The sequence below is a fragment of the Catonella sp. genome, from assembly GCF_057250765.1.
In genome coordinates, this window is record NZ_DBHIEC010000010.1 from 34,938 (window position 1) to 48,288 (window position 13,351).

The 13,351-nt window shown below is 40.8% G+C and carries 15 protein-coding genes; all 15 read right to left on the reverse strand.

From position 1 onward, the window contains the following. Positions 1 to 165 precede the first annotated feature (165 nt). The 15 genes from ACO6HM_RS06640 to sufC all read right to left on the reverse strand — a co-directional run bounded on the left by ACO6HM_RS06640 (position 166) and on the right by sufC (position 13,319). Complete coding sequence (locus tag ACO6HM_RS06640) at positions 166 to 582, reverse strand: TadE family protein (protein WP_485390340.1); 417 nt, start codon at positions 580 to 582, stop codon at positions 166 to 168. Then, positions 579 to 980, reverse strand: a complete 402-nt coding sequence (locus ACO6HM_RS06645; RefSeq protein ID WP_485390341.1) for a hypothetical protein — start codon at positions 978 to 980, stop codon at positions 579 to 581. Before ACO6HM_RS06645 ends, ACO6HM_RS06640 begins: the two co-directional genes overlap by 4 nt. Then, positions 973 to 1,608 (reverse strand): TadE family protein, encoded by a 636-nt coding sequence (locus tag ACO6HM_RS06650; protein ID WP_485390342.1) that lies wholly within the window; start codon positions 1,606 to 1,608, stop codon positions 973 to 975. Before ACO6HM_RS06650 ends, ACO6HM_RS06645 begins: the two co-directional genes overlap by 8 nt. 263 nt (positions 1,609 to 1,871) lie before the next feature. Continuing rightward, complete coding sequence (locus tag ACO6HM_RS06655) at positions 1,872 to 3,515, reverse strand: DUF5702 domain-containing protein (protein ID WP_485390343.1); 1,644 nt, start codon at positions 3,513 to 3,515, stop codon at positions 1,872 to 1,874. A gap of 16 nt (positions 3,516 to 3,531) precedes the next feature. Next, positions 3,532 to 3,789: a Flp1 family type IVb pilin gene (locus ACO6HM_RS06660; protein ID WP_485390344.1), complete on the reverse strand. Its 258-nt coding sequence runs from the start codon at positions 3,787 to 3,789 to the stop codon at positions 3,532 to 3,534. 11 nt (positions 3,790 to 3,800) lie between these two features. Then, on the reverse strand, positions 3,801 to 5,015 hold the full coding sequence (locus ACO6HM_RS06665; protein ID WP_485390345.1) for a type II secretion system F family protein: 1,215 nt from the start codon (positions 5,013 to 5,015) through the stop codon (positions 3,801 to 3,803). A 1-nt stretch (position 5,016) separates the two neighbouring features. Next, a complete protein-coding gene (locus ACO6HM_RS06670) occupies positions 5,017 to 5,754 on the reverse strand; it encodes a type II secretion system F family protein (protein ID WP_485390346.1) in 738 nt (245 codons plus the stop codon). Next, entirely contained in the window at positions 5,735 to 6,943 is a 1,209-nt protein-coding gene (locus ACO6HM_RS06675; RefSeq protein ID WP_485390347.1) for a TadA family conjugal transfer-associated ATPase, read from the reverse strand. Before ACO6HM_RS06675 ends, ACO6HM_RS06670 begins: the two co-directional genes overlap by 20 nt. Next, complete coding sequence (locus ACO6HM_RS06680; RefSeq protein ID WP_485390348.1) at positions 6,921 to 7,823, reverse strand: hypothetical protein; 903 nt, start codon at positions 7,821 to 7,823, stop codon at positions 6,921 to 6,923. The genes ACO6HM_RS06675 and ACO6HM_RS06680 overlap by 23 nt, the downstream gene beginning before the upstream one ends. Before the next feature lie 195 nt (positions 7,824 to 8,018). After that, entirely contained in the window at positions 8,019 to 8,177 is a 159-nt protein-coding gene (locus ACO6HM_RS06685; RefSeq protein WP_208428563.1) for a hypothetical protein, read from the reverse strand. 156 nt (positions 8,178 to 8,333) lie between these two features. Next, complete coding sequence (gene sufU, locus ACO6HM_RS06690) at positions 8,334 to 8,768, reverse strand: Fe-S cluster assembly sulfur transfer protein SufU (RefSeq protein WP_485390349.1); 435 nt, start codon at positions 8,766 to 8,768, stop codon at positions 8,334 to 8,336. Beyond that, a complete protein-coding gene (locus ACO6HM_RS06695; protein WP_485390350.1) occupies positions 8,758 to 9,975 on the reverse strand; it encodes an aminotransferase class V-fold PLP-dependent enzyme in 1,218 nt (405 codons plus the stop codon). The genes sufU and ACO6HM_RS06695 overlap by 11 nt, the downstream gene beginning before the upstream one ends. After that, complete coding sequence (locus ACO6HM_RS06700; protein WP_485390351.1) at positions 9,965 to 11,143, reverse strand: SufB/SufD family protein; 1,179 nt, start codon at positions 11,141 to 11,143, stop codon at positions 9,965 to 9,967. Before ACO6HM_RS06700 ends, ACO6HM_RS06695 begins: the two co-directional genes overlap by 11 nt. After that, positions 11,143 to 12,567, reverse strand: coding sequence for a Fe-S cluster assembly protein SufB (sufB, locus tag ACO6HM_RS06705; protein WP_485390352.1), 1,425 nt, complete (start codon positions 12,565 to 12,567; stop codon positions 11,143 to 11,145). Before sufB ends, ACO6HM_RS06700 begins: the two co-directional genes overlap by 1 nt. 2 nt (positions 12,568 to 12,569) lie before the next feature. Continuing rightward, positions 12,570 to 13,319 (reverse strand): Fe-S cluster assembly ATPase SufC, encoded by a 750-nt coding sequence (gene sufC, locus ACO6HM_RS06710; protein ID WP_485390353.1) that lies wholly within the window; start codon positions 13,317 to 13,319, stop codon positions 12,570 to 12,572. Between the last annotated feature and the right edge of the window lie 32 nt (positions 13,320 to 13,351).

Consider the following 13,351-nt stretch of genomic DNA (forward strand, 5'->3'; position numbering starts at 1 on the left):
TTACTAAGTCACCTCGTTACTCATCCAGCTTGTTACTCATCCAACTTGTTACTCATCCAACTTGTTACTCATCCACCTTATTGTGCCTAGGCAATTGTTATATCTAACTTTTTTCGCCATTCCTATCAAAATGTGTCTGTTTCAAGTGCTTCGCGTTACAAAGTGCTAGTCTTCATCACTAAGGCTTTCCAGAGCCCCGATTCTTCTAACAAACTCTCCGGGTACATATTCTTTATACTCTTCCTTAAAGCTTCCATCGGTTAAATCCCTGTCCAGATATTCAGACACAAATGGAAGTATCTTGAATTCCACATCTGCATTTACCTGCCATTTCCCACCTGACTTATAGCTTTTCATGTCTTCATAAGTTAAATAAAACAATGTTTCCCTGCCTTTCTCAGAGAAAGTCCACTCTCCCTCTGTATTTTCCGCTGTATGCCTGATAAGCGCACTTCTTACTTCACTTCTTAGAACCACTATGTCGTGTTCGTAATACGCAAAGAAAATGATGGCAAACATAGCTATAATGACAGTCGGAAATATAACTGCCGCCTCTATTACCAGACTTCCTTTAAGCTTCATACAGCCTCCTTTAGAAATAACTTTGCTATGATATATACGGCGCAGATAAATGGGATGAGTGGAAAGCTTCTATTCCTTTGCCTAAAACCATATCTTGCTACGATAAATACCAAAAATAATAAGTCTGAAAGAAAAAATACCATAAGCATGTACATCACTCCGCTTTCAAAGGAAATAAGAGATAAGACTATGGCATCGGCCATACCAAATGCCTGCCTTGTAATCAGGCTTAGGCCTATGAGTATGGCAGCCGCAGCAATTGCAGTGATATCCAACCCGTTGTTATATACCGAGGTAATAAGCCAAATAGCTGCTATAGGCAGGATGATAAAAATATGTATCTCTTTTTTCACCGCATCTATTACACCCAGTAAACTTAATAAAACTATGTTAATCATGTACACTCCCACATCTTGTGCAGGGCCTATAGCCTGCTGCCTCTGCATCTGCCTTCTTCATTGTATTTACACTTCTTTTGATACCGGAACAGTTTTTATCCTTATGTATCCTGTTTCCTTCATCAGTTATATATACTATCCCTGTCAGGTCCCCCTTTGCACAGTATTCGCAGGGGTAGTATTTTGCCCCACCCTTGTTTCTAAGGCTATTTACCGAGGCATAGTCTACCTCCCTTATGGATAGACTTATATGGCTGCAAATATTGCTTGTATGATATACCTCTCCTGTCTTTGTGACAAATACTATCCTATTATCTTCTGCATTATCTGTCTCAGCCTCACTGTAATACCTCCCCGTAAAAGGCCTTGCTACAGCAAGCCTCTCAAAATATGCACCGTTTAGAAGCTCTCCCTTTGCTATTTCTATAAGCTTAGGGCTATTGCCATCTTCTTCCTCAGTTATGTATGCAAGCCTTGCCATCTCTCTTGCTTTATCTGCCGCCCTTGCACTTAACTCTGCCTGAGTCTGAAGGAAACTTGTCCAAAATATGATTAGTGTTATGGCTAGTACAAATAACGGCATGGCTAGCGCTGCCTCTATAGTGAGGCTTCCTTTTAACTGTTTCACTTTCTTACCTCATCTTAATTCATCTCTTCTGCTCCAGACTGCTCATATACTTATAAAATATAATCGAATATTTTACTTGGTGTTTGTTTGTTTATTTGATTCTACTTTTTATTGGGATTTAAATTTTATTTTAAAAAAAAGATAATGTTTTTCACCAAAAAAAGGTAAAGCAAAATATTCTAGCGTGGTTTAGGCGACTATTCCTGATCCACCAACAACTACTCCTTTCTTTATTACTATATATGAGCACTCTGCAGCAGCCTTTACTCTCTGCAAAGGCTTTGCGATAACTCTAAGCCTGCTTCCCAGTTATCTGTTTTTCTTTGAACTATCCCATCGAGGAAGGCAAGCCTGAATATCCTTGGCATGGTTTTTACGCTTACTTCACCGTTCACCCCAGCATACATGCTGTCAGCCCTAAATCCTTGATAATATCTTAGCTTGATGTTCTGCTCTATTAGCTTTACCATTCTTACAGGAAGTTTGCCTGAGGCAATTACAAGAAATGAATCTAAGAAGCTTTGGTATTTTAGTTTTACCCCTTCTGATTTACCTGGTAAAAGAGGGATGTCTTCGCCCTTTAACAGGCTTTTTACCTCTTTTCTTGCCTCGTCCATCGACCAGCCCATGACAATGCCGTACTTTATTATCTCTATGGCAGCAGGAAGTGCAAGCACGCTTGCAATGGCCGCCGCAATAGCCTCTGCTTCAGCCATCTTATCCTTCCTTGTAAGGAAATATCCATACCAGACTATGGTTCTAAGTCCAAATATTCTGTTGGCTACAGAGCTTAGATTGGCTTCATCGCTTTCTTTGCCGGCTATAAGGTACTCTAATCCATATCTAAGAGCCTCTTTTTTATCATCTTCCTTTACCTTTGATAGAAAGTTCTTAAAATGTGCCTTAGCATAGAGAATCAAAAGTCCCTTTTCTACTAAGTCTGTCTTTTCCTCTTTCTCTGTCTTTACATCACTCCATGAGGTATCGCTTATCTTACGCTTTGATACCTTCTTATCTCCTGATATAAAGAAGCCTAAGGTGCCTCCTGCACTTCCATCTCCTGTGGCATCATCTAGGTTTTTCTGACTTTCCTTGTACTTTTTCTTAGCATCTGCCACTTCCTTTTCAGTGTACTTTGGGGTATCATTCTGCACCTCAGTCCTTTTTGCTTCTGCCTTTTGTACTTCTGACTTCTGGGCTTCTAACTTCTTGGCTACCGGGTTTTGCTCTTCTGACTTCTGTACTTTTGGCCCTTTAGCCTCCTCTATCCCAAGTGGCTCTGACTTAGACTGTGCTTTTACCTCACCACCTATTATCTCCCTAACATTATCAGCACCCTTTTTAATATCATTTGCCTTCTCCTCAAGCTTTTTCTTCTCTCTTTCAAGCTCGATTAGCTTCTTTTCTGCTTCTACTTTGATTTTAAGGCCTTTTCTTAGGGTGTCTGTACCGTCTTCCGCAGTTTTAATGAGATTTGCATTGTTAATTAACTTCTTTCCTACTCCCGCTGCCGCACCGTACTTCATATAGGCCGCTGCCTGCTTTGCAAAGAAGTAACAGCCATTCTCTGTCATATTTTCCTTAAAGCTAAGGCTTGTAAAACTGGCTGTAGTCCCCAGATAATCTCCTTTTCCACCGGGCATCATCTTAGCCATATAAGAATTAGCAAGCTTAATAGCTCCCTCCTCTCCATTAAGAGAGGATAGGTCTACAAAAAACACATGGTAATCATTCCACAGCTCTCTTTGATACTCGGCAAGGATGTTCTGCTCAGCAAGGTAAGAGTTGTCTAAGGCAATCTCCCCTGCAACTGTTACCCTTGCCGACTCAAGCAGGCTTCCTATTAGGGCTATAACAAAGAGGAGAGCCAAAGATAAAAATATGGTTATGCTTCCCTTAACCCTCATTCTCCCCTCCTTAGTCTTAGCGCATAGGTGCCACTATCTGCCTCTGGCTTCCCCTTATTTTCAGAAAGATTTCATCAATCATCTCTTTTAAGTTCTTCCTAAAAATAATTATGAGTCCAAGGACAATAACAAGTATCAGGATAATCTCAATAACCGCTATACCTCTATTGTCATCCTTTGCTTCTTCCCATCTCTCTTTTGCAAGCATTTTCTTTACTTCTAAGCTGTAGAATAAGTCATTTGCCTTTGTTTTCATCTTATCAATAATCTTCATATCTTCTCCTTTCACACTGCCAGTAAGGCAGGCACCATAATAATCAACATAATCAGTACAAGCTGAAGCATCATAGGCATAAGCATCTTGGTGTCAGCCACCTCCCCCATGACCTTAGCTTTATTTCTTCTTTCAAACATAGCCGCTTCCGACTCTGCTTCAAGCCTTGATAAAAGCTGTCCTTGGCCTAGCTTTAGGCTTTGGTTAATCACTGACACAAACTTAGCATACTGTGTACCGCCTATCCTTTTACCAAAGTTTTCATAGGCTTCCCTTTCAGTCTTGCCATTGCCAACCTCCCATAGAGTAAGCCTTATCTCTTCTGTGAGGCTTTTATTGGACGCAAAGCCTGTTTCAAGCTTTCTCCATATAGCAGGAATATTAAGCCCTGCCCCAAGCAGTATCACAAACCGTCCCACAAACTCTGTATAGCCATTTTTTAGTTCCTCCTCTCTGTCTCTAATCTTTCTTTTATTGTTTTCGTTAAAAACTACAAAAAGACAAATGATAGTTGCAAGTGCAAAGCCTACTAGATTTCCCGTTATTTCTTCCTTAGGGAAATATGCCCTCACTCTTTTTCCGTCTACTTCTGCCGGCAGGGTAATAGTCTCATTTTCTCCGTCAGCAAGGGCAGAGTCTAGCTTCTCTTTAACTGCAAGCTTGACCTTCTCCTCCTCAGTAAGCGTCATTGGATATACGGTTATTACAAGGCTCCTGCTCATCTCCCTTTCCCCATAAGACGCTGTCAGCTTAAGAGTTACCTGCCGCTTTTCTTTAATCATCTCAAAGTTTAGGTCGCCGTTATCAAGTAATATACCTCCCTCGTCTGTACTAAAGCTGATGTCTACAGGGTTATTCGCAAGCCTCACCGGGATGTTTAGCCCTGTAAGCACCCTCTCTTTCCCTTCTCCCTCCCTGTACATATTGGCTTCAAGAGTATCCAAGGTTTTGGATAGATATTCATCAATCTTTCCTTCTTCAAGCTTTTTAACTCCTATCTGTCCCTCGTAGGTAAGCTCTTCATCAGCTTTAATTCCATCTACCTCTACACCAAAGCTTATGTTCTCTGCTTCTTCATACGGCTTTGGCCTGGTAATAGTGGTGAGTTCTACTCTTGTCAGCCCACTGTCATAGACAATCCCTGCTATAATGCCAAGAAGGGATATTACCGCCACTATTATAATGATTAGTCTTTGTTTTTTATCAAATGATTTGAATATACTCATCTCACACCTTTATATCAGTTATTTTGTCAAACCACAGGCAGCAGAAGCCATAGCACACAAGCACCACACTCATTATGATTCTTCCAAGTGCCCCATCATACAGGCTCTTCATCATGTCAGGCATTGAGAAGTTTAGATATAATAAAATAGCAGGAAGTATTGCTGTCATAAACTTACTTTCAAGCTTTTTACCGCTTATTAAGGCAGTTATCTCTCTTTCCATCTCATTTTTATCCACTATACACCTAATGGTATGCTCCATAACCTTTATAAGATTGCCGCCTGCCCTTTTTGAAACCTTGCAGACTTCTGCAAATTGGTCTATGTCCTCGATTCCACTTCTTTTTCCAAAGTCATATAAAATATCTTCTATGGGAATGTTCATTTTGAGACTGCTTTCCATAGATATCAGTTCTTTTATTATCATAGAATCTCTATCATATAGACTATATAGCCTCTCTCTGGCTGATAATACTGCCCTTTCAAGAGATGAGCCTGCCTTTAGCGATGTCATTATTACCTGTAAGAATTCTACAAACTGAGAAGACAATTCGTTTTTTCTCTTTTCTATAAGCCTTTTTCTATTCACTTTTTCAAAAACTATACCAAAGGGTAAAATGACTAAAGCTCCCATTATAGATTGGTAAAAAAGCAAGCCAAAACTTACAGAAATAGCAAGCCAGATGGCTATAAGCTTAAGCCATTCAAGCTTAGTCCTTTTATATACCAAATAATTCATCTTTGTTAAACCCTGCCATTTCAAACTTAGACATTCTTTGTGGAGAACCACACCTTATAATCCCCTTATCAGCTTCGTATGCAAATATCTGATTAAGTGCTATATTTCCTTCATCATCCTTATACACCTCGCTAATTTCAAGGACTTTACGCCTGCCGTCTTTGAGCCTTCCCAGGTAGACTATGTAGTCTATGGCAGAGACTATCTGTCTCTTTGCTGCGTCTAAGGGTATGTTGGCTCCTGTAAGAACAAGGGTTTCAAGCCTCGAGATGGTGTCCTCTGCTGAGTTTGCATGTATGGTTGACTCTCCGTAGTGACCTGTGTTAAAGGCATTAAGCAGCATGATTGCAGCCTTTCCGTCTCTTACTTCTCCTACAAGGATTCTATCAGGCCTCATTCTAAGCGAGGACTTGATAAGGTCTCCTATGCCTATTTCTCCCCTTCCCTCTACATTGGCATTTCTGGTTTCCATCTGCACCAGGTTAGGTATGCCAAAGAGCTGAAGCTCTGCTGAGTCTTCTATTATGATTACTCTTTCCTCCCTCGGAATGTAATCAGCCAGTGCATTAAGAAAGGAGGTCTTGCCTGAGGAAGTGCCACCGCTTACTATGATATTACAGCCTGCTTCCACAAGTATCCTAATGAAGTCAGCAGCCTCTTTTGATAAGGTCTCGTATTCAAGGAGCCTTTTCATTGTCATAGGCACCTTAGGGAATTTTCTTATGGTAACTACTGCCCCGCCAAGTGCAACAGGCGGCAGTACCACGTTTACCCTTGAACCATCTTGAAGCCTTGCATCCACTATGGGTTCAGCCTCATTTACGGTACGGTTTACCTTTGCTACTATCTGTTGGATGATATCTTCAAGCTCCTCCTCAGAAGCTATCTTTCCATCGAATTTTTGAATATGTCCGTCTCTTTCGATAAATATATTATCAGGTCCATTTACCATAATCTCAGATATGCTCTCATCATCTATCAGCTGTTGGAGTACCCCCAGCCTTCTAACAGAATTAAATATCTCTATGCAGAGGTTTTTCTTTTCAGTTATGCTTAGATATTCTTCTGTATTTAGATTTAATACTCTTTCTTCAATCTCGTTTAAGACCTCTTCATCAGATAGTTCCCTTGAGAAATCCAGTCTTTCAAGCAATTCTTCTTTAATTCTATATCCAAGTGTCTGTTCCAAATTCTACTATTTCAACCCTTCTTTCTACATCCTTCATACCCATAAGCTTAAGCTTTGATATGAAATTCTCCGCACTTTCTCTGTCTCCCCCTTTAGTAGTTACGACTATTTCCACAAGACTTGATGCCTTCATAAGCTCAAATGACGCAAGTGAGATGATTCCAAGATTTATAAGAATGAAATCATATTCACTAAGCTTATTAAGAAGATTTAACAGTTCCTTTGCATCCTCTCTTGTCAGCTCTGCCAGGTCAAAGGGGCTTGATACAGGAAGTATCCTGCCTGATATATCTTCTCTTTCAACCAAAGATTTGAACTTCCACTTTAGCTTGTCTCCACCCTGCTTAAGAAAGTAAATCAGCTCTGATAGACCTCTGCCTGTTCCCATTCTACCTGCATTGCTGCCATTAAACGGTTCCATATCTATGTAAAGTACTGAACCTTTGTTTTTAAGGTCATTTAATAAGAGGTTAACATACTCTCCCCGCTCTATACTGCTTTTCGTTGAAAATACAATGCGTATATTGTTGTCATCAAGCAATGCTTCATCTTCACTCATAATTATTGAGCTAAGTTCACCTACTATTGCTTTTGCTGACTGATACTTAAATATCCAAGGTCCGTTTTTGTCGTCCTCCCTGGTAGTAACCAGGCTGATTATCCTGTCTTTATCTACCTTCCCTTCTATCCTATGTACGTCAAAGCCTTCACAAACTACAACAAAACCTGGTTCTGCACTTTCTATATGCTTAACAAACTTATCCGCATCTGAAAAGGCAACAGTCACAAGCCCAAGCTCCATATTTTTATTGAGATAGTCTGAAAGCGCCTCTACATAAGCTTCTTCCTTATCATAAATAGTAAGAATTCCCCCTTGCAATAAAACATCACCTCTCTTTAACTGATTTTTGGGTACACTAAAAGAACCTATTTTACAATAGAATGATTAAATGCTATTAAGTTTCACTGTTTGGCTGTTTTTTGAATAAAATAATTCATATATTGCTTTAGAAACACCTAACAACTTCTTAATCTATTACTCTAGATAATATATGTTAAACCTAAGGGGACTGAATTAACAGTCACCCTTATGTTTCTTTATTATTTCCTGATATCTTCTGGCTGAAGCATTCATTTCAGTATCTTCCGGTTCTTTTTCCACTGCTGAATGTTCCATCTCTTCAAGCTCTTCATTTAATAACGCTAAGTCTTCTGCACTGAAAAAGTTATCCATATGAATTCTCTCCTCCTTTTTCTTTATGCAATTAGTATATACGTTTGTCACAATTATTGCAATATGTAACTTTGTTGAAATTAATTTTTGATTTTTGTGAAAGTCGTACAAGTTAATTGGTAAAAATATCCTGATTTTACCAGTACCAAAATAAACCTACTCTTCTTCCTTATCAAGCATCTGAGAAAGGGTTCTCCAACCAAGCACCGCACACTTTACTCTTGCAGGCATGTGGGATATATCCCTAAGTGCTATGGCTTCATCAAGCTCTTCAAGGGCTTCATCCTCTTTTACGTCACCCTTTATCATGCCCATAAAAAGCTCACCAAGTCTTAGTGCATCCTCCTTATCCTTACCTATAATGAGGTCCAGCATCATATCAGCAGAAGCCTGAGAAATGGCACAGCCTGTACCTGTATAGCCTCCGTCAACTACAACATCTCCATCCAGCTGAAGCTTAAGTGTAATATCATCACCACAGCTAGGGTTCACTCCTCTAAGCTCAATGGTTGGATGCTCTATCTCGTGCTTATTGTTTGGATGCATGTTATGCTCCGTAAGTATTTCGTTATATATGCTTCTAAGCTCCATAACCTAGCCACCCCCTTATCTTTGTCAAACTATCTAAAAATCTGTCAACCTCTTCCTCTGTGTTGTAAAAATACAGGCTTGCCCTTAGGGTTGAATTAAAGCCTAAAAACTTCATCAGAGGCTGGGCACAGTGGTGTCCTGCCCTCACACAGATGCCCGCATCATTTAAGATTGAAGCAGTATCGTGTGGATGTACATCATCTATTGTAAAGGTCACAATGCCGTGGTGTTCCTCAGGCTTTTCTGAGCCTGCGATATTGATATAAGGAAGAGCCCTCATTCCTTCAATAAGCCTTTTTGTAAGCCTAAGCTCTGTCTCTTCTATACAGTCAAAGCCAACCTTGTCAAGATAATCCATAGCAACGTGAAGTCCTGCTGCACCGCCCACATTGACAGTCCCAGCCTCAAACTTGTGGGGAACTTCTGCATAGGTGGCAGAGTCTAGCTCCACATACTCTATCATCTCTCCTCCCGTAAGAAATGGAGGCATCTTGTTAAGAAGCTTCTTCTTGCCATAAACCACCCCAATTCCCATAGGTGCAAGCATCTTGTGGCCTGAAAATACATAAAAGTCTGCATCAAGCTCTCTTACATCCACCCTTGTGTGAGGAACTGCCTGTGCTCCGTCTACAACCACAACCGCTCCTACTTCGTGGGCTGCCTTTATTACCTTTTCCACAGGATTTCTTCTTCCAAGCACATTTGAAATATGTGCAAGGCTTACCAGTGCTGTCTTTGGCGTAATCTTTGCCGCTATTTCTTCATCTGATATAAAGCCTGTCTTATCCGGTGTTAGAAAAACCAGGTTAGCACCTGTCCTTCTTGCCGTCTCCTGCCACGGAAGGAGGTTGCTATGATGCTCCATAACAGTGAGCACAATATCTTCTCCCTCTTTTATAAAGGCTTCTCCGTAGCTTCTTGCTATAAGGTTAAGGCTTTCAGTTGCATTTCTTGTAAATATAATCTCAGAAGGAGATGAAGCGCCAATAAACCGAGCGGTTCTTTCCCTTGCATCCTCATAAACTGTCGTAGCATTGACAGAAAGGTCGTAGACACCACGGAGAGGATTGGCATTCTCGCTCTCATAGTATCTTACCATTCTTTCTAGTACCACATCCGGCTTTTGGGTTGTAGCAGCATTGTCAAAATAAACTAAATCAGGATATTCCCTGAAAAACTTAAAGTCCTTCCTAAAATCACTGCTCATCGTTAAAAACCTCACTTACATACTTTATAACTTTGCCTTCAGTTTCGTCATCACCAATTTGCTCGGTAACTGCATTAATATAAGCCTCAGTCATAAGCTGTTTTGCAGCCTTTTCGTCTATGCCTCTGCTCTTTATGTAAAATAATAGCTTCTCATCTATTCTGCCTATGGTAGCACCATGGTCACCTTCTACATCTTCCTCGTGACAGAGGATTAGAGGAACTGACTTATTGATAATGCTTGGGCTAAAAAGGAGGGTATCTTCTTTTTCAAAGCCGCTTGCACCCTTTGCACCTTCCTTAAAATCAATGGTTCCACGGTACACCTTGGTGGAATTGTCAAGAAGTACACCGCTTGCATCCATGTTTGAGGATACCTTTTTTCCCCATTCATTGGTAACAAAGTTCATGTCAAGGAGGCTGTCTCCCTTACAAAGGTAGCCTGTGGCACTCCTGTACTCACTTTTTCTTCCTACAAGCTCAGTTCTAACTCCCACATAAGAGCGTTTTCCGCCAAGCTCAAGCTGTACGAGTTCAGCCTTTGCATCATTTTCAAGGTGAAAGCCCAAATCATCAAAATGGTCCGTACTCTCTGAGAGTAGATTCACCCTTACAAGCTTAACCTTAGCATTTTCACAGACATACACTCTGGTCTGAAGTCCAAGAAGGTTCTCTGTATTCTCAGATTCAAATACTTCAATAAGTGTAAGCTCTGAGCCTTCACTAACATAGATAATATGACTGTTTAAGGAATTATCCTCTCCTGCCCTGTAGGTTATCTTAACAGGTTCTTCTACTTTTACTCCCTTTTTGGTGGTAATCACCTTAAGAGGGATGCCCGCTTTCTTGATGGCATTTCTTACTATATCTGTAGATGGAGCATCTTTTACTTCCCTATCTCTTCTGTTCTCGTCTTCAAGGCTGTCTCCTCCTGACTTTGAATCAAGGTTAAGAGCCTCCATACCTGTCTTTACAAAGTCTGCCTTAGCTACTATCTCTTCAAAAAGAGCACCGCTTTCAAGTACGTCTACTCCCTCCTGAAGTCTAAAGTCTATATCATTGTTCTTATTTATCTCATAGTTAAAATCTATATCCGCATAGCTGTTCTTCATCTTGCCATAGGTTATGGCAGGAAGATAGTTTACAGCTCCCTTTAATTCAAACTTCATTACATACCTCCCTTCATTTCAAGCTGAATGAGGTTATTCATTTCAACTGCATATTCAAGAGGAAGCTCCTTGGATACTGGATTTGCAAAGCCGCTAACTATCATAGCTCTTGCCTCTTCCTCGCTTATTCCCCTTGACATAAGGTAAAATACTGCATCATCACTGATTCTTCCTATCTTAGCCTCGTGTCCGATGTCTGCATCGTCAGTTCTTATATCCATAGCCGGTATGGTATCGGAACGGCTGTCACTGTCAAGCATAAGCGACTGGCAGGATACAAAAGCCTTGCTGCGCTTTGCACTTTCACGGACTGTAACCATACTTCTGTAGGTATTGGTTCCGCCTCCCTTGGATACTGATTTGGTATTGATGATAGAAGAGGTATCCTCTCCTATGTGTACCATCTTAGCACCTGTATCGAGGTTCTGTCCCTTTCCTGAGAAGGTGATTCCCGTAAACTCACTTCTTGAGCCGTTTCCCTTTAAGATGCTCATAGGATAGAGGTAGGATACGTGTGAGCCAAATGAACCTGAAACCCACTCAATCACACCGTTTTCTTCTACTATGGCACGTTTTGTATTGAGGTTGTACATGTTCTTTGACCAGTTCTCTATGGTAGAATATCTAAGTCTTGCATTTTTCTTGACAAAAAGCTCTACGCAGCCTGCGTGTAGGTTCGCTACATTGTACTTAGGCGCTGAACAGCCCTCTATGAAATGAAGGTCTGCTCCCTCATCAACTATGATCAGTGTATGCTCAAACTGTCCTGCTCCTGCGGCATTGAGCCTGAAATACGACTGTAAAGGTATGTCCACCTTAACTCCCTTTGGTACATAGACAAAGGAGCCTCCTGACCAAACCGCACCGTGAAGGGCTGCAAACTTGTGGTCTGAAGGTGGTACAAGCTTCATAAAATACTCGTGTATCATGTCGCCGTATTCGCCATGCATGGCTGATTCAAGGTCTGTGTATATAACTCCGAGGGCTGCCACCTCTTCACGAACATTGTGGTATACAAGTTCAGAATCATACTGAGCTCCTACTCCTGCAAGGGAAAGTCTCTCTGCCTCAGGTATTCCAAGCTTTTCAAAGGTATCCTTGATGTCCTCAGGTACTTCTTCCCAGTTTCCCTTCATGTCTCCTTTATGACGAACATAGGTCATAATCTTGTCCATATCAAGCCCATCAATTGAAGGTCCCCAGGCAGGAACCTTTAGACTATTGTATATGTCTAAGGACTTAAGCCTGAAATCGCGCATCCACTCAGGATCATTCTTTTCTTTTGATATCTGAAGTACAATGTCCTTTGTTAAGCCTTTGTCAAGCTTTAAGAAGTCCTCTTCATTTTCGTCATATCTAAAGTCGTAAAACGAACTATCTATATCATCTATTACAGTTTTTTCATTCTTTTCTAATTCAGCCATTTTTACTCCCCTAATTTCTCAAAGCGGGCAAAGCCGTTATTGTTTATCTCTTCTACAAGGGCAGCATCGCCTGTTTCCACAAGCTTACCCTTTACAAGTATATGCGTATAATCTACCTTTAAGGCTTCTAAGATTCTGGTGCTGTGAGTAATGATTAAAAGAGCTCCGTCTCTATTCTTCTGATAAGCCTCTATACCACGGCTGACTGTCCTAACCGCATCCACATCAAGTCCTGAGTCTGTCTCATCAAGGATAGCAAGCTTAGGACGAAGCATGAGCATCTGTAAAATCTCAGACTTTTTCTTCTCACCACCTGAAAAGCCTACATTAAGGTCCCTTGTAAGGTAGGATTCATCCATCTGTAAAATTTCCATAGCTTCTTTTAAGTCCTTCTTAAACTGCATAATCTTGAGCGGTTTGCCTGTAATCTGTCTGATTGCATTTCTAAGAAAGCTCTCAAGAGAGATGCCTGCTACCTCGTAAGGGCTCTGAAACGAAAGGAAGAGTCCCTTCTTTGCCCTAACATCTGTACCGTCTTCTTTGATGCTCTCTCCTTCAAGAATTATATCTCCACTCTTTATCTCGTATGCAGGGTTGCCCATAAGGGTGAAGCCAAGTGTTGACTTTCCTGCACCGTTAGGTCCCATAAGTACATGGGTTTCACCCGCACCTATAGTAAAGTCGATATTCTTAAGGATTTCCGTATCATCTATAGCTACAGATAAATTTTTAACTTTTAATAATTCTGACATAATGCCTCCTAATATATAATCAACGATTTTAA